The sequence below is a fragment of the Dictyobacter halimunensis genome, assembly GCF_036245075.1.
In genome coordinates this window covers 827,543-850,152 of the sequence record NZ_BSRI01000001.1, presented here as the reverse complement: position 1 = coordinate 850,152, position 22,610 = coordinate 827,543, and the positions used below count along the sequence as shown (strand labels likewise).

Genomic DNA, 22,610 nt, shown 5'->3' with positions numbered 1-22,610 from the left:
AATGCTCATGAAAGACGTCATGTCCTATTTAAAGGAACATTATGACATCGATGTTCTGGGTGATATAACCTGGGCACATGCAGTCAACAGTCAGCAGCGGCTGCGGGACACATTGAATAATCCGCAGATAATGATGCTCGAAGTTGATGTAATCCTTTCTGCTAACGGAGAGGTTGTCCTGGGCCATCCACCGGTTCTGGATAGTGATCTTCATTTTGATGCTTTTATCGATACCGTTGCCAACTCCCGGCAAGGGATTAAGCTGGACCTGAAGGACCCAGAGGTGCTTCTTCCCTGCCTGACGAAGCTGAGGGATAGCGGCTTACGGCAACCGGTTCTGCTCAACGCCGGTGTGGTGCCAGGAAACGATGGAATGCCGCCAAAGTTTAATACCATGGGCTTTTTCGCCGCCTGCAAAAAGCTCTATCCGCAGGGTATCTTATCCCCAGACTGGACCAACGAGTATGCCCCGCTTACCGAAAAGAACATTGACGCCATGCTCAATTTCTGCCAGGACTTCGAGCAGGTGACGTTTCCCGTCAACGCCAGATTGCTCCCTTTTTCCTGGACACAACTGACCCGGTTGTTGCAGCACGATGGTTATTCATTGACGATCTGGGATGGCAAGCCAGTGGATAAGTATTTGAAACTCTGGCTGCGAGAGAACACCGATCCGACCAGGGTCTGCTACGACTGTGCGGATGAAAACGGTCAAACGCTGCATTGGTGGTAGGAAGCATGAAATAGGAATGAGATTGACCGGTATTCAGGGTACTATTAAGGAAGATCTGGTACTGCACGGACAAGGAGATGTCGATGCCAAAACAGTATTTCGCGGTAACCCTGGAGTGTGGTGATAACTGGGATGCCAGGTATCCGATGCGTGAGCAGGCGCATTGGGATGAGCATGCTCAATTGATGGATGTGCTCGTCGATGATGGCTTTATAATTCTCGGCGGTTCACTTGGTGGTGAAGAGAAAGTTCTGCTCGTCATTGATGCTGAAAGCGAGCAAGCCCTTGAGGCTCGTCTCGCCGATGATCCCTGGCTGGTACAAGGTGTGAGGCGCATCGCCAGGGTTGAGCGCTGGACCATCCTTCTGGAATCCATCCACGAATGAGTACCTTATTATCCCACGAAGGCTTCATTCCCTTTAAAGGATATCGTACCTGGTATCGTATTGTGGGGGATGTGAACTCAATCTCAATGGATAGTGTTCCGGTGCTCGCCCTGCATGGTGGACCAGGTATCCCGCATGAGAGCCTGCAGCCGCTTGAGCAATTGGCGCTGGCCGGTCGTCCGGTTATTTTTTATGATCAGCTCGGCTGTGGAAACTCCGATAGGCCAGACGACATCTCATGGGACATCTCCATCTTTCTTGAGGAGATTGCCGCGATACGAGATGCTCTCCAACTTGATTGTGTGCACCTGTTTGGACATTCCTGGGGTGGCATGCTCGCCCTTGAATATGCGTTGCGCGAACAGGAAACGCTGGCCAGTCTGACCCTGGCCAGTACGCCAGCTGATGCTCAACATATGTTTGCCGGGCAGCAACGTATCTGGCAGCAATTACCGGCCGACATCCTGACGCTGCTGAAAGTACAGGGAGAGGAAAGGGATGCTGCTCGTCAACGAGCATTGACCTATTTCGACAGGCACTTCTACTGCCGTTGCGATCCCTGGCCCGACTACCTCCTGCAAGCGCGCGCTCCTGAGAAAAGAAATATAAAATTAAATCAATGGATGTGGAATGCCGTCCTGCGCGATTGGAACATCACACCACAGCTGCATAAAATTACCTTGCCAACCCTGATTACTGCCGGTTCCTACGATGGTATTGCCGTTGGACAAGATAGTATTCTGCATGAGCACATTGCTTCATCTCAGCGTCTTGTTTTTATGGAAAGCTCCCATTATGCTCACGCCGAAGAAACCGAACGCTATATTGATGTGCTCCAACAATTTTTACACCAGAGCGAACCAGCATAATCCAACAGGACGATCTCAAACTAAATATCGTCCTGTTGTGTCAGATGTTCGGCGAGAAATGTCGTGGGCTATTCAGCTTGCTGAACGAGCGCTTTGGGAAGCTCTTGTTGGGTTGGCTCGGTCACGTTACGCTGGTAGGTTGTGGAACCCTGCAAGGGAGGGATCTGCAGGAAGGCCGTTACGGTGCGGTCGATGAAGCACCGGCGGGCGACAGGGCTGCGGCGGTTCCAGGCGCGTTGAACGCGATTGATCAGGGTGATGACCGGCATCAGGGCGCTGATCCAGGTTTTCTTGATGGCTAGCTGGTCGGCGAGCCTGTTTCCATGGAGATGGTGTGTAATGGCACTCACAAGATCGAATATGATTGATGAGGGCAGCTTGAGGGTCGGTTGCAGGATGGCGGTGACGGCATCGAGCATGGCTCTCACCAGCACCTGGGAATCCTGATTGGTCCCCTCCGTAGTGTTATCGATGAGCTCCAGTATCTCTTGCGCGCTTGCTTGATCGACGATGTCGCGGTAGAGTCGCTCATCTATACCGAGCAGGTAGGCGATATATTGCCAGAAGTGATACATGTCTGAAATTTCTGGTTCGCTAAAAGTGATGCCAAATTTATGCAGCGCGTTGAAGGGAACATAGGTAAAGTCGAGCCAGGTACGCGTCATTTCGACCTGGTTGATGGGGGTGCCCAGCGCCTGTTGATCCCAGTTGTGCCGGAGCAGCGTCTGGCGCACACGGGCATGGAGCAATCGCACCTGTAGATTAGTGGCATAACCGTCGGCACCGCGCAATAGCCCACCTGGAAGGATAGAGGAGACGTTCCACGCGCCGGTTTCCAGCAGGCGGCGCTGCGCCATCGTGGTCAGGTTGCCAGTTTTGACCAGCACCTGCGCGATGGATGGGGAACTATAGGTATGGGTCAGCGATCCCGGTCCCAGTGAAAACGTGAGCCAGACATTGCCGACGGATAAGAATGCCTCAGAGCCACGCTGCAAGCGTTCCTTGTCGACCCATGCAGGATAGCTTTCTACCTGCTGCAGAAATGCCTGGATTGCTGGCGAAGGCTGTTCAACCACCTCAAGGCCCTCTTTGATGCCACTATTGAGCTTTGCGCGCGCTTCGAATCCGAGCTCCTCAAGCTCCTTAATAACAGCATCAGCAAGTGTGTCACCGGTATACATCAGCTCAATAAGAAGCTGTACTTTCTGATCTCCAAAGCGCTGCCGTGCCTCCTCTAAACGAATAAGGCTCGTTGGGGGCGTAGACGTTTGCGTCGCAGGCAGTGGTTGTTGTCTATCCATGAATCTGTTCCTGGTTAATGCTATACCAACTTGAGAAGCGTTGTGGCATCCCTACGACATGAGTAATTGAGGTAAACTTACACAATATGCAATTACAGTAGTGGACGTCTTTAGCCCATCTTCATGCATTATAGCATAAGCTGCTCTGTTTAATATTGGATTTGTGCCAATATTTAAGGGTTTTTGATATGGGCCCGTAGTTTTTCTAACGCTGCCTTGCGCATAGATGCTTCTTTTTGTTCTTCGATGGTCATCTCGGCCCAGGTTTTCTCTGATCCGTTGGGAATGAAGATGGAGTCCCAGCCAAAGCCGTTTTGACCACGGGGCGCAAGTGCGATCGAGCCTTTTTGGGAGCCGGTAAAGGTATGGAGCGTTTGCCCATTATACAGACCAAACATGACCGTGGCTTCGGCGGATCGATCTGGATAGCTATCGAGTAAGCGGCATAGTCCATTTGTGCCCAATTCCGCCAGAAACCATTTGATCAGTGGACCCGGCAATTTGCCTAGCGCGCCAAAGCGTAGCGAGGTGTCTTCTACTAGGACTGGAGATTGAACATGCTGATACGCCTCTTTAGCTTTCCACTCAATGATGGTGGCTAAATCGAGTGATTGAATCTCGGCGAGGTCAATTTTTTTGTGGGTGATAGGGCCATATAAAAACCAGCTTACCTGCTCTGCTTTGCCTCTGTTGCTTGTAATGAATGTGAGTGGTTGCAATATACAAATCCTCATTTCTCTAGAGAGAACGCACGCTTACTAATAGGATGACATTGATGAGAATAAAGGATATATTGGAATTTCTCCAATTATGACATAAGGATGTCGCCATTCTTCTGCTATACTCTTCTATAAAAAGAAACGTATGTATTATGTAGGGGCAGCAACGGGCGCGGTTGTGCTTCTATGACCCTGGACTGAGAAAATATAAAGAGGTGTATGCATATGCAGAAGAGTGGACTTTCACGGGAGCGGCTGGGGCGTTTGAGCAGGGTTTTGCAGGGCTATGTCGAGCGTGGTGAGACGGCGGGTATCGTTGCTCTTATCCATCGGCATGGTGAGGAGGCGCATGTCGAAACCATTGGCTGGCAGGATAAAGAGGCGCGAACCCCTATCAGGCGCGATACGATTTTTCGCATAGCCTCAATGACCAAACCGATTATCACTGTTGCGATGTTGACACTGGTTGAAGAGGGGAGGATTCGCCTCTACGATCGGATCGATACCTGGTTGCCGGAGCTGGCAAATCGGATGGTAATGCGCGATCCGCTGGGTTCACCAGATGACGTCTATCCATCGCCGCGTGCAATTACCCTGCATGATCTGTTGACGTATCGTATCGGCATTGGATGGGGAGCATCCAGCCTGAGACCTCAGATCTTCGAGCTGACTGCCGGACCCGCTTCTGATGCGTTGCAGATTCCCAACAGGGTATACCTCGTTCCTGACGCATGGATGGCTCGCCTTGGTGAATTTCCTTTAATCTATGAGCCGGGGGTGCGCTGGATGTACCAGGTGTCCTCTGACATCATGGGAGTGCTGATCTCCAGAATCACGGGCAAGCCGCTGGAGACGTTCTTGCGCGAGAGCCTGTTTGAGCCGCTGGGGATAGTGGATACCAGCTTCTCGATCGCGCCAGAGAAACGGGATCGGCTGGCGACGCTCTACGCGGCTATGCCTGGAGGAGGTTTCGGGGTACGAGACCATCCAGGGAACACCGGTTGGGCCGAGTCGCCCATCTTTCCCGCTGGCGCCAGCGGCCTCATCTCTACCGCTGACGATTACCAGCGCTTCGGGCTCATGTTGCTAAACAAAGGGGAACTGGATGGTGTCCGCATCCTCTCGCGCAAGACCGTGGAGGCAATGACGACCGACTACCTCACTCCCGAGCAGCATACCCATCCTTTTTCCAACTTCGATCGCTATGATATGGACCCTGAGGCAAACATGTGGGACAACTGGGGATTTGGCTATGGTGTGGCTGTCAGAACCAGGCGCATCGGGTTGGGACCGAGTGTAGGTTCTTTCTACTGGCCGGGTGCATTTGGCACCACCTGGATCGCCGATCCACAGGAGCAATTGATGGCGACTATTCTGCCCCAGATGCTGGGCGCAAACCCATTCTACACCCAACTCGGCGAAGATTTTCTGGCCATGACTTATCAAGCAATTGCTGATTAAGCATTTCTGTATGGACTGGCAGGGGAGCATACATAGCTGTAGCTTCCAGGCCAGAACCTTTCGACTTATCAGCACAACGGACACAATTGTGTAAACGTTTTTGTCTAGCGCATAATAATTAGCATTGATATGGAGATGGAACTAGATAGTTGAAATGGTGTGTATATGTGTGTTATACTACGCGTATGTACACGACAGGTGAGTTTGCAAAACGGATAGGGGTTGTTCCCAAGACCTTGCAGCGATGGGACCGAGAAGGCCGGCTGAAGGCACACCGCACGGTTACCAATCAGCGCTATTATACCGATGAAGATCTCTCCATGGTACTTGGGCTGGAAAAAACCGCAAAAAAGAAGCGGTGTGTGGTCTATTGTCGTGTTTCCAGTCCTGCACAAAAGCCCGATCTTCTCAAGCAACGGCACCACCTTGAGCAGTTCTGCATCGCGCGTGGTCTTGTCGTCGATGAGTGGATCGAAGAAATCGGCGGTGGTCTGAACTTCCAACGAAAAAAGTTTCTCACCGTGCTGGACGACATCGTTGCTGGTGAGATCGGTTCCCTGGTCATTGCCCACAAGGATCGTCTGGTCCGGTTTGGGTTTCCGCTCATCGAGCACCTGTGTGTGATGCATCAGTGCGACCTCATTGTCCTCAATACCCAATCGTTGAGTCCAGAGCAAGAACTCACACAAGATGTGCTCACCATTCTGCAGTGCTTCTCGAGCCGGTTATACGGCTTGCGGAACTATCGAAAAACGGTGAAGGAGGCGTTGGCACATGGCAACCATGGCAGCGACCATGATCAAAGCCCACAAGATTCGTCTGCACCCAACGCCTGAGCAGGAAGACTATCTTCGACGGGCGGCAGGCACGCGCCGCTTTGTCTACAACTGGGGCCTGGCAGAATGGAACAAGCAGTACGCTGAGTACAAGGAAGGCAAGCGGGAGAAGAAGCCCACGGCCAACGCGCTCAAGAAACACTTCCAGGCAATCCGAGAAAAGGATTTCCCCTGGACCTTTGAGGTCACCAAGTGTGTGATTGAAGGGGCCTTTGAGGATTTGGGAGACGCTTTCTCCCGCTTCTTCAAGGGACAGAATGACTACCCCACCTTCAAGAAGAAGAACAAGAGGAGGGAATCCTTCTATGTCGCCAATGATAAGTTTTCGGTTGGGGACCACTGGATCGTGGTCCCGGTCTTAGGTCAGTTTCTTCTGGACAAACAACAAGCCCATGGCACCCTCCCCCAGAAGATCCGCAACAAGCACCGGTACAAGCGTGGCCTGGGCAAGGTCAACATGGCGGAGTCGCTGCGCTTTGTGGTTCCCCAGCCGAACCAGATGCAGGGCAAACGGCGCCATGAGCGCAAGAGGGTGCCGTGTGCCTCCGTCAAAATCCTGGGGGCGACCATTGGTCTCTCGAGCGGGTATTGGTACGTCAGCATTCAGGTGGCCATCCCCATCATCCCTGCGGTCAATCCCCATCCGATTCTCGGTGTCGATGTCGGGATCAAAGAAGCAGCTATTGTCAGCGATGGAAGGCGGTTTGAAAACCAAAAACCGTTGTCCAGGCAGATCAAGAAGCTCAAACGTCTCTCGCGCTCGTTGAGTCGGAAACAGTATGATCAAGAGAGCAAACAGGGCAGTAAGAACCGCGAGAAGGCCAGGGTGAAACTGGCTCGCTTGCACGGCCAACTTGCCAACATCCGGCGAGATAGCCAGCACAAGCTCACCACCGAGATGGCTCGGACATGCAGCGTCGTGGGGTTGGAAGACCTGCACGTCAAAGGCCTGTTGAGAACCGCAAGCTCGCCAGAGCGATGGCGGACGCCGGGCTTGGCCAGTTGTTGCAGTTCTTTGAGACAAAAATGCAGGCCGTGGGGGGGCAAGCCATCGTGGTGGATCGCTTCTTCCCCTCAACCAAAAGATGCTCTGGATGTGGGCATGTGAAGAAGCGCATGCCCTTGAAATACCGCACCTATTGCTGCCTGAAATGCGGTCTGGTGATGGACCGCGATTTGAATGCGGCGCTGAACCTGGAACGGGAAGCCCGCCGCATTCTTCAAGAAGCGCTTCTCGTTCCCGTTGTGGATAGTGGCTCAGGCCCAACGGAAAAACGCCTGTGGAGGCCGCGTGAGACCGAAGCCGGTAGCTGATCTCAAGGCCCGGTGCGATGGCAGTGGTCAATGAAGCAGGAACAACGAAATTTGCCAGATGTGCCAGCTTGCTGCACACATCTGCGTATCAACATCGGAGCAGAATCTATAGATGTTATATTGAAGCGAAAAAGGAATATCACCAATGCGATTTGCTCTCGACATTCCCCACTTTGGCCCTTTTAGTGATCCTCTTGTCGTAGCCGAACTGGCACATGAGGCTGAGGAAGCGGGTTGGGATGGTTTTTTTATCTGGGATCATATCAACTATAAGCTGGCAGGATCGTCAGAAACGCTGGTAGTTGCCGATCCCTGGATCCTGATGTCCGCGATTGCGTTGCGCACCAAACGTATCAAGATCGGTCCGATGGTCACGCCTTTGCCGCGTCGTCGTCCCTGGAAGCTGGCGCGCGAAACGGTGACGCTCGATCAGCTTTCGGGAGGACGCCTGATCCTTGGTATTGGTCTGGGTAGTGACCGCAGCGGAGAGTATAGCGCTTTCGGCGAGATCACCGATGCCAGGGTGCATGGTGAAATGCTCGATGAAAGCCTGGAGGTTCTGACCCGACTGTGGAGCGGCGAGAAAGTCAGCTATCAGGGACAACATTATCAGCTCTCAGAGGTACAATTTCTGCCCAAAGCTGTCCAGCAGCCGCGCATCCCGATCTGGGTCGCGGGCAACTGGCCCAACAAAAAGCCGTTTCGCCGCGCTGCACAGTGGGATGGCGTTTTCCCGCTGATGCCTGGCCGCGATCTCACGCCAGATGATTTCCGCGAGATCCTTGGCTACGTCCATGCTCATCGTACGCAGACGACCCAGTTCGAAGTAGTAGCCGGGGGACTGACCAGTGGTACCGACAAAGCTCAGGATGTGGCGCAGGTTGCGGCATTTGCCGAAGCTGGCGCCACCTGGTGGCTGGAGAGCTTCTATCCTCAGCACACGCTTGGACAGGTTCGCCAGCGCATTCATCAGGGTCCACCACGATCCTGAGCCTATTCTCAAACGTTATTTTTGAGAGGCAGCAAGCGCAATACGTGCTTATTGCCTCTCTTCACCTTTCCTTCAAGAGCTAACGAAACAATAAAGGTCGTGAAGGCGTTTGGATGAGCGCTTATGCTAGCTGCAATCTGGGAGCGTTAGGCAAGCGATGATCCTCATAATGGTCAATGGCGTCGATACGTAGCCAGAGTTGAATGCGCTCGTTCTCAAATGCGCTCTCGGGTAGCTCTTTGAGGAAACGTTCAAAGGTGGTCAGGGTTTCCACAAATTTGGCCTCGATGGCTTCGCGTGTCCATTGCTGGTACTGCGTCACCACCCCTGCATTGAATTCATCCATATCGTTAGCGCGTGGAACGATCTGACCACTGATAATCTGGAGTGATCTCTGCATAGATCGTTCCCACCAGGCTAGCACATGTGCTAACACATCCTGAATGCGAGCAAATCCCTGTTGCCGGGCATAAAGGGTCTGTTTCTCTTCAGATAGCTCGTGTAAATGTGATAGATAGTGCTGCCACCCCTGCTCAATCGCTGTCAGGAGATCCTGTCGGGTGAATTGTCTATTTTCTGCTGCCATTGTGTCGATCCTTTCATGCATAGAATGAATGCGCTACTTACTATGGGTTGCAATGTGGTGAAAGTCTGAATTACAGTTTCATGAGAAGCTCAAACAGACGATCTCTATCTGCGCGATCATTGATCAAGATGACTTTTTCCTTATACCTCTCAAGGTAGTCGGTGACGAATTGAGCCGTAGGAGGTATGATAAATTCTCTGTATGTGGAGACATACTCGCTCATGAACTCTTTTGTAGGTGGACTGGCAATCTCAGCGTGCTGCTCAATATAGTTTTGGAGGCTCTTTGCCGAGGGAACCTCCTTATCGCTTTGATTGAGATAGTAGTGGCGCGTATCCTTCATCAGTTTGATGAGCAGCTTGATGCCATTGAGGCCAGGATAATCCTGGGTGCCACGCAGGCTGTTCAAGACATGGCGGCGTACCATCCGCTGCATCAGCACGGGCAGGGGCGCGTTAAGAAGTACAATGTAGTCGGCGTGATAGAGCATAGCTTCTGTAAAGATGAGATAGATGCCCTCGGTGACCCAGCCCGACTGTTCAGCGATATCCACCTCATTGACCTGCTTCCAACCTACCTTATCCAGGTTGTAGTGGGGGACCTGAAATCTGGCGGCTATACATTGTGCGAGCGTCGTTTTTCCGCTACCTGGGCCGCCTATGATATGGACTTTGACCATATGTTTGCTTTCCTCTTCAAAACGGTTACGCTGGTTTATTACCTGTAACTGTGTGATCATTGCTTTACGGTTTATTGCTGATGCATTCCTCTCTGCCGAGAGGGCACACAGGCAACCAATATTGCTTGTAGTAGCATTGAGCAGGGACAAGTGGTGGGAAAAGAGATTATGAAGAGGTCTGGCTATCAACTTCAACGTAATCAAATGCGCATGTGAGGCGACGCAAAGAGGAAATGTCAACGACAGATTCGTTGCGGATTTCCGATCAAACATCTCTATTTGTGGCGCTTCTCCATACCCCCAGGCACCATCTGCCGCTGCCCGAATGCACGATACACTGTATCTCTTTGGGGTGTAGTATTGTGTAAGAGAAGCAATAAACAGAGCCCACACAATAAAAACGAGGAGTATGTTGAGCAACCCCTCCATAGAAGATACATTGTATGTGATCAGGAAGAATAGTGCCTGTTTCATCTCTATCAAATGAAACAGGATGGAGTTAGCGCTGTACCGGCATAGATGTTAGATCCTCCATAGAAAATATATACCTATAGTATAACAGGAAAGAAAGAGATGCGTCAATTAAACTCGCGTTTTAAAAGTGAAAATTGTAAAAACGACAACAGATTTTATGCTATGCAAAAGCATTAACCACACAGTCCAACCCGTGTGGTTAATGCTTTTGCATATGGTTCTTGCGGCGTCTGCGCTCTGTTTATTTTAATCTGAGAAAGGATCGCTACCAGTTCTGGCCCGCCACCTGCCTGGTAGTGGCGTTGAGGCGGTTGAACAGGTTAGTGGTGGCGATCATGAGGACGATGGCGGCCAGCCCTTTCTCGTCATAATGGCGCGCTGCCTCTTCCCAGATGGCATCTGGCACCGGGTCCGGGCGATCGGCCAGGCGCGTGGCGGACTCGGCGAGCGCGAGGGCGGCTCGTTCGGCGTCGGTGAAGTAAGGTGTCTCGCGCCAGGCCGCTACGGCGAAGAGGCGCTCATCCGTCTCGCCAGCCTTCTTGGCGCTGCGGGCGCCTGAGTCAACGCAGGCGCTGCAACCATTGATCTGGCTTGTCCGCAGGTGGACAAGTTCAAGTGTCTTCGATGGCACGCCACCCTTTCTGGTGGCTTTGAGCAGGGTAAGAATAGAATCCATAGCGTCGGGGAGAAGCATTGCCGGGTTGCTCATTCGTGCTTGCATGATGAAAAATCTCCTTCAGTATTGGGTTCTTTAGAGATGCACAACATCTCTAAAGAAACATCGCAAATTGATGAGTAGCAATTTGTTTCGATCAACGGGCATCAAATTTCGTTGCCACCACACTGACGGAGCAGAACGTAAGAATGTGACCATATAGATGGTGATGTTTAAAACGATGAGGATGAAGGTTTTATAGATAGGTACTGATTGCATCAAGTTTATAGAGGCCCGAGTCGTGGATAAATTGGTGGAGCAAGGGGATGTGCCCTGAACCATAAATTACCAGGACGCGGTCATAGGGTGATGTGATGATGCGGGTGAGATTGACGAAGATGCGCAGGTTGCGTGCATACCAGCCCTGTACCCAGCCGATGCCGACATACTGTTTACCAGTGCCGATACGTGCCATTGTCAGGTATGCCTGGTGATCGCGCGCTAAATTGGCCGGATCGTTGATTTCTAGTAGTTGCTCACACACAGTAGCCTGGCTCAGACGTTCCTGTGCCTGTTCCAGGTTTTTCCGTCCATCTCCTGTCAATTGCTTGTAGATTTCAGGTTGATGTTTTTGGGCAAACTCATAAACGACGTCCAGGCCGTAGTCAAACCCAAGCGACTCATTCCAATTGATCGCATACATTTCTTCATGCTGGTAGGCGGCAGCGATACGGAAGCCGAGTTGATGATATTCTTCGGCCGAAAGCTGAAAGTTTCCAGCGCGGTAGCTATGATACTGTTCATTGATATCATGAGATTGTTCAGTTGCAACCTCAATGGCGACTTTTGTGGGTTGGAAGCGTTTGAGTTTTTCTATGCATACCTGGATTTCGCTTTGTCTTTCAGGTGTAAGCATATTGTCGTGTTGAACGTTAAAGACATCGCGATTATGATTGGCCCAATGGCTGCACCCGAGCAGTAAGATTATTGGCTGTTCCTTTGAAAGGATCTGTTTCATTGTAGCTCCCCAACGTTAGTCAGAGTTTCATGCGGCCACTCTTCACCTGGCTCGTAGAAATCCTATGGTATATCTTCTCGCTCCCTTTTTTGTATTGCTGAATGTGTATGTAGGGCTTTTATTATACATCAGAAGCAGGTTGGTAGGTCGCGATGATGACGCCGCTACTGGTGGTTTTGGTTTTGATGAGTTGAAGTTGGGCGAATGAGCCACCGTCGGGGAAGAGGTGGCGTCCCGATCCCAGTACCAGGGGATGGATCAAGAGCACATATTCATCGATGAGGTTGCGTTGCATCAACGATTGGATTAGCACGCCACTGCCCATGATCAAGAAGTCTTTATCGGCTTCTTGTTTGAGCGCGGACATAGCCTCTGCCGCGTCACCTTTCAGCAGCGTGGAATTGACCCATGGAAGTGGCTCCTGTAAGGTCGTAGAGGCAACGTACTTTTGTGTGTTGTTAAGCACTTCGGTATAGGGATTATTTGTCCGGTGAGGCCAGACAGAGTAGAATTGCTCATATGTTCGTCGGCCCAATAACAGAGCGTTGGTGTTGGACTTACTGTCCCCGGTCTGTGCCATTGCATCGTAGGGAGCCCCCCAGCCACCGTGTTTGAAGCCGTCGCGGCGATCCTCATCCAGTCCTGCCGGTCCCTGCATAACCCCATCGAGTGTCAAATTTACAAAGGCAACGATTTTACCCATGAAAGATTCCTCCTTATGTTGCGCTCTTTATGTAAAGCATGGCTAGATATGTTTTCTATTTCCACCAGGATAGTAATTTGTCTTTCATGATCCCGATACTTGCTCTAGCATACCATCAATGATGTGAAAAAACTTCTCGCATCTTGCTTCTCTCACAGCATACATGCGGGCCTGCGATGAAAAATCATCAATAATGGAGCTACACTTAGCGGATTGACACATCATGAGGTGGGCAGTAGAATGGGTCCCTTATGATTGGATCAGTTTGAATTGTCGTGATGGTGAATAGCGTCGTTGCTTGAGCGCAAAATCATCATGCAAGGCGAGAAACATTTTCTACGGAGGCAGCACATGGATGTAACACGCAAGTTTGTTCAGAAGGAGCAGTTAACTGGCATTGTTGGCGCGACCTTTGGTTCGGCGCGTCGCCTGGATACAGTGGAGCGGCTACGAGGTGGTAGCAAAAAGGGTGTGTACCGCCTGACTTTTGACGATGCATCTACCGCGATCCTCTATGTCTGGAATGAGGAGGAGAATTACTGGCCAGCGGCGCACGGCGATCAGGAGATGGATAAATTTGATCCGCTCTCAAGCGCCTCTGGCAGCGATCTTTTCGAGGCTAGCCATGCGCAGTTGAACGCTATTGGTGTACGTACGCCGCGGGTCTATTTTCTTGACCGGAGCCGGCGCCATATCGCCGACGATGTCGCCGTGGTTGAAGACGTGCGTGGAGGCACGCTAGAGGCCCTGCTCCATCGCGATCCGCAGGGGGCGGAACCCTCTCTCAAGCGTCTCGGTGCTGCTTTACAGGTTATGCGGCAACAGCGGGGGAAGTGTCCCGGTAAGGTTGCGTTGGTGGAACATCCTGGCGATCCCCAGCCGCAGCGATCGTGTGAGCAGATCCTGCTGAATCGCGCACTGCGAGATCTTGCTGAGTCTGCGTCAAGAGTTGAGCGTATAGCGCAGGTGCGCGCGCGGCTAGACGAGAAGATTCATGCACTGGCGAGTGCTGTGTGCCCACGCCATGAGTATAGCCTTATTCATGGGGAGCTTGGGCCGGATCACGTGCTCGTAGATGAGCGAGGTGATCCGGTTATGATCGATATCGAGGGAACCATGTTCTTCGATGTCGAATGGGAGCATGTTTTCCTGCAACTGCGCTTCGGTGAGTATTACCGATACCTGTGCGTGAATGATCTGGATGAGCAGCGAATGCAGTTTTACGCACTCGCCATGTACCTGTCGCTGGTGGCGGGGCCCCTGCGCTTGTTGGACGGCGACTTTCCTGAACGAGAAATCATGATGGGAATCGCGCAGTCCAACATCCAGCGTGTCCTTACCTTCCTGGACAAGCCTGGTCAGGATTAAGCAGTGATTGCGAGAGGTTCCATGGTGCGCCGGCGCTATACACAGGACATGCCATATCATTTTGCGTTTTTTTTATAGGGGCCAAAGTGATTGTCATGGCGTGCAGATGGAGCGAAGTCTTTTTTTTATAAGGAGTACTGGTAGGATAGGTAGCTTTTTGCGGCGTAGCGGCTGCCTGATTGGTTTTTAATATCGTTTTTTTAAAAATTCGGCTGCCTCTGCCTGTCATTGGGGAGCGATTGCTGGTCAGCGCGACATGTTGATCCCAATAGGCTACAAGATCGAAGTTATTGGGACGTGTGAAGTGGTGTTGCGTTAATTGGATGCTCTGGATATGGGGAACGCGCACCACCTGTAGCGTACCCGCGCTTGCTCCGATCAGATACCAGGTTCCGGCTTTTGAGACAAGGCCGTACGGATCGATGTTTCGCTGGCTATATCCATAGGTTAGCTGCAGCGTGCAGTCCTGCCAGAGCGCTTCCTGGATTAGCTCCAGATGTGAGTGGATCTGGCTTGAGCAGGTTGATTGCGTTGTATCTATATGGATACGCTGGCGAACTTGCTCTGCCTGTATGCGAGAGGTAGCCGGGAGAGCGGCCGAAAGTTTAAGCAGGGCATCCTCTAGCACCTGGTTCAATCCAAGATCCGTCAAGGAATTGAAGTTGCCAGACAGAAAAAGGGCACGTATCTCTGCGATAGTCAGCCCGGTCAGCTTTGTCTGATAGCCATCCAGGAGTTCGCAGCCACCGCCCGGTCCGCGCTCAGTATAGAGCGGTATACCTGCCATACTGAGCGACTCGATATCGCGGTAGATGGTGCGCTCCGAAACCTCCAACTGCTCAGCCAGGGCCTGCGCGGTCATGCGCCCCTTTGTTTGTAAGAGCAATAGAAGTGAGAGAAGTCGATCTGCTCGCAAGGAATCCCTCCAATGTGTATTGTTGTATGGGATAGCCTGTTTTTAAGACAAGAGCAAGTATACCATAGAAATCCTGCCAAATGTTGTCAGGATTTCTATGGTATTTAATAGTATCTTGTCAGCATGGAGGCGCTGACGCCTCCAATCTTTTTATGCAGATGGAGCACAATTGGCGCTTCAGCGCCAATTGTGCTCCATCTGCATAAATCTTGTGAGTGCCACAGGCGCGTAGAGTCAAGGAATGGGGAGCTCGAAGTGTCTGTTTCAGATATGATGGTGCAGGAAAGGTATCTCTTTCTCTATTGTATTCATATTGCAGAAACCGGTTTCTCATGTTATACTAGGTGATATTGTGTGCGAGGTGATCCGGGTATTGTGTTCTGTTATTGAAAAATAACTATGTTTTGATTTTCTTTAAAAGAGCCGCATAGATGCGGCAAATTACAGATGAGGAGATACGGAGATGAGCAGTTTTTGTGCTTTCCTATCCCGACGGCATCGACAGCCAGCATCATGGAAGAAGCGGCGCACCTACACTATTGGAGCTTTGCTAGCTTTGATGTGTGTGATGGTCAGCGGCGGTATCGCCGGGGCGCTGTTGACCACCAGTGGAACCGCGCTGGCAGCCCAGTTGGTGCCTCCCAGTCAATCTGACTTTGGGCCAAATGTGTATATTTTTAATCCGAGCATGCCACAGAGCGAGATCCAGGCCACGGTCAACGCGGTGGCAAGCCAGCAGATCTCCAATCAATTTGGAACCCAGCGTTACGCTTTACTATTTGAACCCGGCACGTATGGGTCCAGTAGCAATCCCCTCAACTTTCAGGTCGGCTACTACACGGAGGTAGCGGGGCTCGGACTCTCGCCGAACGATGTAGTTATCAACGGCTCCGTTGATGTACGCAACCAGTGCTTCGGTGCCAACAACTGTATCGCGCTCGATAACTTCTGGCGCTCGCTGTCGAACCTGAGTATCAATGTGACCACTCCGAACGCTGGTTGTTACAGCGGTGAATTCTGGGCTGTGTCGCAGGCCGCGCCGATGCGGCGCGTCCATGTCAAAGGGTCCACCACCTTGATGGATTACTGTAGCGGCCCCTCATATGCCAGTGGCGGTTTCATCGCGGATTCACAGTTCGATGGCAACGTGGTGAACGGTTCACAGCAGCAGTTTTTTGTCAGGAACAGCAAGCTCAGTGGCTGGAGCAACGGCGTCTGGAACCAAGTATTCTCTGGTGTCATTGGCGCTCCTGTCCAATGCTTTCCCGCGCAGTCCTCATGTGGTGGCCCCTACACCACGCTGGCGACCAGTCCGGTGACGCGTGAGGCGCCATACCTGTATATGGACGCGAATAAGCTCTATAACGTCTTTGTGCCCTCGGTGCAGCGTAACTCTTCGGGGACGAGCTGGGCCAGTGGCACAACCCCTGGATCATCCATCTCGATCAACAAATTCTTTATCGCCAAACCGACTGACTCCGTTGAGAAGATCAATGATGCAGTCAAGTCTGGCCGTAACCTTATTCTGACTCCAGGTGTCTATCATCTGACGCAGAGCATCCAGGTGACGCGTCCAGATACTATCGTATTGGGACTCGGCTTCCCAACGCTGATCCCTGACAACGGCACTGCGGCGATGACGGTTGCCAGCGCCAAAGGCGTCTCGATTTCAGGGATAATCTTTGACGCAGGCGCAAAGAATTCTCCGGTTTTGTTACAGGTTGGTGATGGACACGCCCGTAGCGACCATGACGCCTCTGATCCAACCGCTCTGCAAGATGTCTTCTTCCGCATCGGTGGCGCCCAACCCGGCAAAGCAACAACCAGTCTCGTCGTCAACAGCGACAATGTCATCCTTGATGACATCTGGGCATGGAGAGCCGATCATGGTAACGGCGTAGGTTGGAACGACAATACCGCCGATACCGGTGTCATCGTCAACGGTGACAACGTGACCGCGTACGGCCTCTTCGTTGAGCACTATCAGAAGTACGAGGTGATTTGGAACGGCAACGGTGGTACCGACATCTTCTTCCAGAACGAGATGCCCTATGATCCACCCAGCCAGGCTGCGTGGATGGAGGCTCCAGGTGTCGATGGCTGGGCTGCCTTTAAAGTAGGCAATCAGGTGACCAGCTTCAATGGTTATGGCATGGGTAGCTACAGCTTCTTTAACCAGGGGGTAGACATCTACGCTGCGCACGCCTTTGAAGTGCCCACCACTTTACCGACAGGGAGCTTGCACGATCTGTTTACGATCTTCCTCTCCACGAGCGGTTCCGGTGGTATCCTGCATGTCGTCAACGATGCTGGCGGCTCGTCGACCAAAGCCAACCCTGATACCCCGGTTACCGTCGTGAGCTATCCGTAACGGCTTGATACCTCTTTTGAGTGTCTTTCATCACCTCTTAACAAGCTCCGTCTCCACAGACGGAGCTTGTTGCATTTCTGGTCTACAAATCTATAACGTTTTTCTATTCCTGGTTAGATTTTTTAGCATATATTCTCTCAAGATGATGTAGCAATCCCCAAATAGGTACATTTAAGTTAAACTCGTTACTGTTAAGCTAGTAATACGTATTCAACGATAGCAATGTATGTAAGACCGCATATATTGCGCGATTTAAAGAGGCACATACACAATTTATTTAACCATTTTTTTGATTTTCTAATCAAAAGATGTATTTTTCACATGTACATGTCTCATAAGTATTGAATAATATCGTAATTACAAAGTAATGGAAGAATCCTTCGCTCCTGCAACTCCTAATAAGAGAATATAAATAAATATGTTTTTTTATGGTCACGCAGGATTTTTTGGAGGGAAGAAGGTGCCTTTATATGCAGAGATTTTCTAACAAAGATCACCAATCGCAGTTTCAATTTATACGTACATCTCAATTATTCAAGCAAGCGCAAGAACAACCTGAACAGTCTGATGTTCCAGCAGACATTGAAGAACATCTACCAGGGGAAGCTCCTGATCCTCCGGCTGTTGAACTGCTGGAAACGCTGAATCTCCCGACCCTTTCGATTTATGACGTGCAGACTGTACACCCTCCTGCGCTTCAAATTCGTGATGGGGAGAGCGCATACACTCAGGATCCTATGAGGGATTCTACGGAGACCACACGTATGCCAGCCCACCCGATCGAAATCATCAATACGCGACTCATGCCGAGGATTGAGGCTCTCTCGCAGAGAAAATTGCATAAGCAACTATCTATAGATAGTGAGCAAGTCAACCAGCGTCATCGCAAGGGTACCCACTCCTCTTATCTGAAGAGCGTGATGAGCCAGCAGCAGAAGGTCATGTTTTTTATTTTGTTAGCACTTTGGATAGTCTCACTCGTTTTTTTCTGGAACTGGTGGCTCCAGCCAGAACATGTCGTGACGCGTACTGGTATGATTATCAACAGCCTGGTGTTACTCTGGTCGACCGTTCTACCGGGATACTATTTCTTTTTTGTTGCCCGCATGCATGAGCCTGATCCATCACTGCCTTTGCCTGAAGGACGTGTGGCGATGGTCGTCACCAAAGCGCCATCTGAGCCGTGGGCCATTATCGAAAAGACGCTTATGGCTATGAAGGCGCAAAACTTTCCCCGCCCATTCGATGTCTGGCTCGCAGACGAAGATCCGTCCGAAGAAGTTATGCAGTGGTGTATTAAGAATGGCATCTGGGTCTCTTGTCGCAAAAACATGCCAGATTATCAAAACGTGTCATGGCCGCGCAGGCAAAAAAGCAAGGAAGGCAATCTGGCGTATTTTTATGATACCTGTGCTTATCGCCAGTATGATTTCGTGTCCCAATTGGATGCCGATCATGTGCCAGAGCCAGATTACCTTACCCATATGATAGCGCCTTTCTATAATACTGCTGTTGGCTATGTGGCCGCACCCAGTATTTGTGACGCCAACGCCTCCTCCTCGTGGGTATCACGTGCCCGCCTGTATACGGAAGCTGGTCTACACGGGGCCATGCAAGCAGGACACAGCTATGGCTTTGCTCCTCTTTGCATTGGAAGCCACTATGCCGTACGTACTAGCGCCTTAAAAGAGATCGGAGGCTTGGGACCAGAGCTGGCCGAGGATCATTCGACAACGCTGCTCTTTAACGCCTATGGTTGGCGCGGTGCCTTTGCTTTCAATGCTATCGCACATGGAGACGGCGCAGAATGTCTCGCCGATAGCGTCACACAGGAATTTCAATGGAGCCGCAGTCTTACCAAGCTACTTTTGACACTGACACCGATCTATTGGAAACATTTACGCTTGCGGCTCAAGCTTCAATTCTTTTTCGCGCAGTTATGGTATCCATTATCTTCGGGCAATATGATTGCCATCAGTTTGCTGCCCCTGATCGCTCTGATCACACAAACCGCCTTCGCTAATGTAACGTATCCAGATTTTCTGCTACATTACGCCGCGACAACCTTCGCATGTCTATTAATAGTATGGTGGATTCAGCGACAGGGATGGTTACGACCGAGCAACGCAAAAGTCTTAAGCTGGGAAACCGTTGTCTTCCCCATGGTTAGCTGGCCCTGGATGTTCTTGGGTGTTGTCATGGCAACGATCAGCGCCATCTTCAAGAAAGAACTGCCATTTCGCGTCACACCAAAGGGGCAAGCAAGCATCAAACCCATGCCCAACCGTGTTCTGCTACCATACACACTCATCACGATTTTCACCTTCGCCTACTCGTTACTTTTTGTAGGTGGGGGAGCTGCCATCTATCACTGGTTTGCCACAGCCAACATCATATTCTATACTTGTATTCTCTGGGTTTGCATCCTGGGTCATCTGTATGACAATCGCAAGTATGGTCTGTGGAAGGTGCTACTCTTTATCAAGGGATCTTTATGGCAAGTCGCTTGCGCCACTGTATTGACGATCATTGATCTGCAGCTCCATTCGATATATATCTTTAATTTATTCTTTATCCCTGGCAGATAAAGCGGGCCAACACTTACGAGACAATGAACAGAATACATACAAAGGCAAAAAAAACGCAATGAAAGTACTTCGTTTCTCACGTCTATGGTATTTCGTTTTGCTGGTACTCCTACTGAGCGCTTGTTCTCAAACAACATCCGGAATGCCATCTAGTTCTCAACCGACCAGTACTGTTCCGTCTGTAACGGAGAAAGGAACAGTGATTAGCGTAAAGGGGAATCAATGGGGCGTTAGTACGTGCTATATCGGCGCGACTGAGGGTAGCAGTGACTTTAATAGTGCTGACTTCACAGATCTTGGCATCAATTCTTATCATGTCTACGGCGGAATGTCCCGCTGGGAGTACCAGGATGACAGCTCGACTTATGGTTTGCCAACCATAGATCAGATCAAGGCCAATCCCGACGTGATTAACTGGTCCTGGTGGGACAATGTCATGACGAATCCCCCCAACGGCAGCGATTACTGGTGGTCATATCAAAATCCTAGTTGGCACGGAAACGCCCGTACATTCTTTAGCACTCTGAAGGCTGATCACATTCGTACGCTGTTAACGCTGCGCAACGTTGATAATCTCAACAACCCATCCTGGATCGCCAATCCACCAACAACACAGGCCGATTGGAATGAGTGGTGGGAACATGTCTTTGCCACTGTCTATTGGCTCAATGTGCGCAATGACTACAATGTCAACGACTTTGAAGTACTAAATGAGCCCAATCTGGCCTCACAGGGATGGAAGGGCAATGAGGCCCAATATATCACCTTATTCCACTATACGGCTGATGCCATCAAATATGTCTATCACACGTATTTGCCGGGACGCTCTTATCATATCTATGGAGCAGCTGGCACAACTGGCAATGCCTGGACTAGAGATCTCCTCCAACAGATTCCCAACGACATCGATACGGCTGATCTGCACGACTATGATTCAAATATCCTTCCTCGCGTGCAAATGGCACACTTGTGGCTCAATGAGACAGGCCACAGAGCCGATCCAGTCTGGCTTAGCGAATGGGGCAGTTATGCACTAAACAACAAGTACGATACCGCATCAATGGGTGTTTCAATTATCAACAATCTTATGCGCGGCTCTGAACCTGGCAATAACTATGTCTATGGCAGCAATATTTTCTCTCTCTATAATTATGGCACTGTTGCCTTTGGGTTGATTAATAATACTGGAACGCGCCATCTTGATTATTACGCGCTTCGCATGGCGATTCGTGCGCTACAAGGATGTCGTCCGACCTATCAGAGCACCGTCAATACACCTGGTTCCACCCTCAAGGCTATTACAACCAGGAGCACCACTGGACACCTCTCCTTGTTGATTACCAATACGAATAGCAAAGCCAATCAGCAGCTTACGGCCGACGTATCAGCGTTACTGCGCCAGGGTAGCGGCACAATCAGGCAATTCGATGCAAAATACAAGGACCAGGTCATGGGGCAAACATTCGTCAAAAATGGACAGATGACACTTACTGTGCCTGCACAAGGTGCACTTCTTGTGGATATCATGCCTTCCCACTAAATCTTTTCTACCAGAGTGTCTGCATCCTTTCATGACTGTTGCAAGAGAGATGGATGTTATAGAGCTTAGGCTGTCACATTGCAACCAGTATGTTTGTCTCCATTTATACCAACCTATGTGCGGTAAGTATATAACTTATATAGCTTTTGAGCATAGTTATAAATGCGTAAGGAGAATTGATTGGGATGCGTATCTTTATTATTGGAGCAACCGGTGTTCTTGGACGTGCTTTGTTGCCACGTTTGAGGGAAGTGGAACACGAGATTCATGCGCTGGTGCGTTCAGACGTGCAGGCGCAGGTATTGCGGGAGGCAGGGATCGAAGCAACGGTGGGGGAAGTGTTGGAGGCAGAGACGCAGCAGCGCCTGCCAGAACTGATGCGAGGATGCGACGCTGTTGTACATATAGCCACCGCTATCCCCGCCAATATGGCTGATCCCGATGCCTGGAAGGCGAACACGCACCTGCGTACGGAAGGGACGCGGAGCCTGCTTGATGCGGCACTGCGAGCAGGTGCTCAGCGCTATCTGCAGCAGAGCATTGTGATGGCTTATCCCGATAGTGGTGATGCCTGGCTGGACGAAGACCAGCCCCTGGATACGACTCCGGCCCGCGCCCTGGTTTGTGCGCCGGTGATTGAGATGGAACACATGGTGCGTGCCGTGCCACCCGATCAACTGCAATGGAGCATTCTGCGGGGTGGGCTCTTTGTGGGAGCGGGAACGGGTCAGGAAAAACTACTGGAGCGCCTGCGCAACGGGCAGGTTCAGATTCCCGGTCAGGGGCAGAACTTTCTGTCTCCTATCCACGTTGCCGATATGGCCGATGCCTTTGTGCGCGCGCTTGAGCAGGCACCAGGCGGCACGACCTATAACGTAGTTGCCGAGCCGTTGCGATACCGGGACTATATCACCACACTGGCTGACCGGCTACACGTATCCCGACCAGCATATAATACGGCTTTGCCTGAAGAGCCATCGTATCGCTGTAGCAACCAGCGTTTGCGCGAACAGCTTGGTTGGCAGCCACAACATGGTATCTTCCCCGGTGATCCCGGCTGGTAGGCGCATCCAGACATCAAAAAGGCGATAAAGAGCTGGTG

At 51.0% G+C, this 22,610-nt stretch carries 21 protein-coding genes; 13 read left to right on the top strand and 8 right to left on the bottom strand.

The window, feature by feature from the left end:
• Positions 1-7 precede the first annotated feature (7 nt).
• From AABA21_RS03590 to AABA21_RS03580, 3 genes are all read left to right on the top strand, one after another.
• Entirely contained in the window at positions 8-733 is a 726-nt protein-coding gene (locus AABA21_RS03590) for an FAM151A/B family protein (RefSeq protein WP_338247614.1), read from the top strand.
• Between the two features lie 83 nt (positions 734-816).
• A complete protein-coding gene (locus AABA21_RS03585) occupies positions 817-1,119 on the top strand; it encodes a YciI family protein (RefSeq protein WP_338247613.1) in 303 nt (100 codons plus the stop codon).
• A complete protein-coding gene (locus tag AABA21_RS03580) occupies positions 1,116-1,988 on the top strand; it encodes a proline iminopeptidase-family hydrolase (RefSeq protein WP_338247612.1) in 873 nt (290 codons plus the stop codon). Before AABA21_RS03585 ends, AABA21_RS03580 begins: the two co-directional genes overlap by 4 nt.
• 68 nt (positions 1,989-2,056) lie before the next feature.
• Here AABA21_RS03580 and AABA21_RS03575 read toward each other — a convergent pair whose 3' ends face one another.
• Entirely contained in the window at positions 2,057-3,289 is a 1,233-nt protein-coding gene (locus AABA21_RS03575; protein WP_338247611.1) for an oxygenase MpaB family protein, read from the bottom strand.
• A 173-nt stretch (positions 3,290-3,462) separates the two neighbouring features.
• Entirely contained in the window at positions 3,463-4,008 is a 546-nt protein-coding gene (locus tag AABA21_RS03570) for a non-canonical purine NTP pyrophosphatase (protein WP_338247610.1), read from the bottom strand.
• A gap of 225 nt (positions 4,009-4,233) precedes the next feature.
• Between AABA21_RS03570 and AABA21_RS03565 the strand changes: the two genes are divergently transcribed.
• The 5 genes from AABA21_RS03565 to AABA21_RS03545 all read left to right on the top strand — a co-directional run bounded on the left by AABA21_RS03565 (position 4,234) and on the right by AABA21_RS03545 (position 8,610).
• Entirely contained in the window at positions 4,234-5,469 is a 1,236-nt protein-coding gene (locus AABA21_RS03565) for a serine hydrolase domain-containing protein (protein ID WP_338247609.1), read from the top strand.
• 185 nt (positions 5,470-5,654) lie between these two features.
• Entirely contained in the window at positions 5,655-6,305 is a 651-nt protein-coding gene (locus AABA21_RS03560) for an IS607 family transposase (protein WP_338250992.1), read from the top strand.
• Entirely contained in the window at positions 6,244-7,413 is a 1,170-nt protein-coding gene (locus AABA21_RS03555) for an RNA-guided endonuclease InsQ/TnpB family protein (protein ID WP_338247608.1), read from the top strand. Before AABA21_RS03560 ends, AABA21_RS03555 begins: the two co-directional genes overlap by 62 nt.
• A complete protein-coding gene (locus tag AABA21_RS03550; RefSeq protein ID WP_338247607.1) occupies positions 7,332-7,619 on the top strand; it encodes a zinc ribbon domain-containing protein in 288 nt (95 codons plus the stop codon). Before AABA21_RS03555 ends, AABA21_RS03550 begins: the two co-directional genes overlap by 82 nt.
• Positions 7,620-7,764: 145 nt before the next feature.
• Positions 7,765-8,610 (top strand): LLM class flavin-dependent oxidoreductase, encoded by an 846-nt coding sequence (locus AABA21_RS03545; RefSeq protein WP_338247606.1) that lies wholly within the window; start codon positions 7,765-7,767, stop codon positions 8,608-8,610.
• Between the two features lie 121 nt (positions 8,611-8,731).
• Here AABA21_RS03545 and AABA21_RS03540 read toward each other — a convergent pair whose 3' ends face one another.
• From AABA21_RS03540 to AABA21_RS03520, 5 genes are all read right to left on the bottom strand, one after another.
• Complete coding sequence (locus tag AABA21_RS03540; protein WP_338247605.1) at positions 8,732-9,196, bottom strand: ClbS/DfsB family four-helix bundle protein; 465 nt, start codon at positions 9,194-9,196, stop codon at positions 8,732-8,734.
• A 70-nt stretch (positions 9,197-9,266) separates the two neighbouring features.
• Positions 9,267-9,875: a P-loop NTPase family protein gene (locus AABA21_RS03535; RefSeq protein ID WP_338247604.1), complete on the bottom strand. Its 609-nt coding sequence runs from the start codon at positions 9,873-9,875 to the stop codon at positions 9,267-9,269.
• Positions 9,876-10,614: 739 nt separating this feature from the next.
• Positions 10,615-11,070 carry a carboxymuconolactone decarboxylase family protein gene (locus tag AABA21_RS03530; protein ID WP_338247603.1) on the bottom strand — a complete coding sequence of 152 codons (456 nt, stop codon included), beginning with the start codon at positions 11,068-11,070 and terminating at the stop codon, positions 10,615-10,617.
• Positions 11,071-11,260: 190 nt separating this feature from the next.
• Positions 11,261-12,022, bottom strand: coding sequence for a DUF5694 domain-containing protein (locus tag AABA21_RS03525; RefSeq protein ID WP_338247602.1), 762 nt, complete (start codon positions 12,020-12,022; stop codon positions 11,261-11,263).
• 121 nt (positions 12,023-12,143) lie between these two features.
• Positions 12,144-12,725: a dihydrofolate reductase family protein gene (locus AABA21_RS03520; RefSeq protein ID WP_338247601.1), complete on the bottom strand. Its 582-nt coding sequence runs from the start codon at positions 12,723-12,725 to the stop codon at positions 12,144-12,146.
• A 351-nt stretch (positions 12,726-13,076) separates the two neighbouring features.
• On the opposite strand from AABA21_RS03520, the gene AABA21_RS03515 reads away from it, so the two are divergent.
• Positions 13,077-14,093 carry a phosphotransferase gene (locus AABA21_RS03515; RefSeq protein WP_338247600.1) on the top strand — a complete coding sequence of 339 codons (1,017 nt, stop codon included), beginning with the start codon at positions 13,077-13,079 and terminating at the stop codon, positions 14,091-14,093.
• On the opposite strand, the gene AABA21_RS03510 is transcribed toward AABA21_RS03515, so the two are convergent.
• Positions 14,062-15,009 carry a helix-turn-helix transcriptional regulator gene (locus AABA21_RS03510; RefSeq protein WP_338247598.1) on the bottom strand — a complete coding sequence of 316 codons (948 nt, stop codon included), beginning with the start codon at positions 15,007-15,009 and terminating at the stop codon, positions 14,062-14,064. The genes AABA21_RS03515 and AABA21_RS03510 overlap by 32 nt on opposite strands.
• A gap of 463 nt (positions 15,010-15,472) precedes the next feature.
• On the opposite strand from AABA21_RS03510, the gene AABA21_RS03505 reads away from it, so the two are divergent.
• The 4 genes from AABA21_RS03505 to AABA21_RS03490 all read left to right on the top strand — a co-directional run bounded on the left by AABA21_RS03505 (position 15,473) and on the right by AABA21_RS03490 (position 22,572).
• Positions 15,473-17,380, top strand: coding sequence for an adenylyl cyclase (locus tag AABA21_RS03505; protein ID WP_338247597.1), 1,908 nt, complete (start codon positions 15,473-15,475; stop codon positions 17,378-17,380).
• 470 nt (positions 17,381-17,850) lie between these two features.
• Positions 17,851-19,968 carry a glycosyltransferase gene (locus tag AABA21_RS03500; RefSeq protein WP_338247595.1) on the top strand — a complete coding sequence of 706 codons (2,118 nt, stop codon included), beginning with the start codon at positions 17,851-17,853 and terminating at the stop codon, positions 19,966-19,968.
• Positions 19,969-20,110: 142 nt separating this feature from the next.
• Positions 20,111-21,508 carry a hypothetical protein gene (locus tag AABA21_RS03495; protein ID WP_338247594.1) on the top strand — a complete coding sequence of 466 codons (1,398 nt, stop codon included), beginning with the start codon at positions 20,111-20,113 and terminating at the stop codon, positions 21,506-21,508.
• Positions 21,509-21,693: 185 nt separating this feature from the next.
• Complete coding sequence (locus tag AABA21_RS03490) at positions 21,694-22,572, top strand: NAD-dependent epimerase/dehydratase family protein (RefSeq protein WP_338247592.1); 879 nt, start codon at positions 21,694-21,696, stop codon at positions 22,570-22,572.
• Positions 22,573-22,610: the final 38 nt, after the last annotated feature.

Excerpts from the sequence above, each read along its gene's own strand:
- AABA21_RS03590 (WP_338247614.1), top strand. The coding sequence starts at position 8 with ATGAAAGACGTCATGTCCTATTTAAAGGAACATTATGACATCGATGTT.
- AABA21_RS03585 (WP_338247613.1), top strand. The coding sequence starts at position 817 with ATGCCAAAACAGTATTTCGCGGTAACCCTGGAGTGTGGTGATAACTGG.
- AABA21_RS03580 (WP_338247612.1), top strand. The coding sequence starts at position 1,116 with ATGAGTACCTTATTATCCCACGAAGGCTTCATTCCCTTTAAAGGATAT.
- AABA21_RS03575 (WP_338247611.1), bottom strand. The coding sequence starts at position 3,289 with ATGGATAGACAACAACCACTGCCTGCGACGCAAACGTCTACGCCCCCA.
- AABA21_RS03565 (WP_338247609.1), top strand. The coding sequence starts at position 4,234 with ATGCAGAAGAGTGGACTTTCACGGGAGCGGCTGGGGCGTTTGAGCAGG.
- AABA21_RS03560 (WP_338250992.1), top strand. The coding sequence starts at position 5,655 with ATGTACACGACAGGTGAGTTTGCAAAACGGATAGGGGTTGTTCCCAAG.
- AABA21_RS03555 (WP_338247608.1), top strand. The coding sequence starts at position 6,244 with ATGGCAACCATGGCAGCGACCATGATCAAAGCCCACAAGATTCGTCTG.
- AABA21_RS03550 (WP_338247607.1), top strand. The coding sequence starts at position 7,332 with ATGCAGGCCGTGGGGGGGCAAGCCATCGTGGTGGATCGCTTCTTCCCC.
- AABA21_RS03545 (WP_338247606.1), top strand. The coding sequence starts at position 7,765 with ATGCGATTTGCTCTCGACATTCCCCACTTTGGCCCTTTTAGTGATCCT.
- AABA21_RS03540 (WP_338247605.1), bottom strand. The coding sequence starts at position 9,196 with ATGGCAGCAGAAAATAGACAATTCACCCGACAGGATCTCCTGACAGCG.
- AABA21_RS03535 (WP_338247604.1), bottom strand. The coding sequence starts at position 9,875 with ATGGTCAAAGTCCATATCATAGGCGGCCCAGGTAGCGGAAAAACGACG.
- AABA21_RS03530 (WP_338247603.1), bottom strand. The coding sequence starts at position 11,070 with ATGCAAGCACGAATGAGCAACCCGGCAATGCTTCTCCCCGACGCTATG.
- AABA21_RS03525 (WP_338247602.1), bottom strand. The coding sequence starts at position 12,022 with ATGAAACAGATCCTTTCAAAGGAACAGCCAATAATCTTACTGCTCGGG.
- AABA21_RS03520 (WP_338247601.1), bottom strand. The coding sequence starts at position 12,725 with ATGGGTAAAATCGTTGCCTTTGTAAATTTGACACTCGATGGGGTTATG.
- AABA21_RS03515 (WP_338247600.1), top strand. The coding sequence starts at position 13,077 with ATGGATGTAACACGCAAGTTTGTTCAGAAGGAGCAGTTAACTGGCATT.
- AABA21_RS03505 (WP_338247597.1), top strand. The coding sequence starts at position 15,473 with ATGAGCAGTTTTTGTGCTTTCCTATCCCGACGGCATCGACAGCCAGCA.
- AABA21_RS03500 (WP_338247595.1), top strand. The coding sequence starts at position 17,851 with ATGCAGAGATTTTCTAACAAAGATCACCAATCGCAGTTTCAATTTATA.
- AABA21_RS03495 (WP_338247594.1), top strand. The coding sequence starts at position 20,111 with ATGCCATCTAGTTCTCAACCGACCAGTACTGTTCCGTCTGTAACGGAG.
- AABA21_RS03490 (WP_338247592.1), top strand. The coding sequence starts at position 21,694 with ATGCGTATCTTTATTATTGGAGCAACCGGTGTTCTTGGACGTGCTTTG.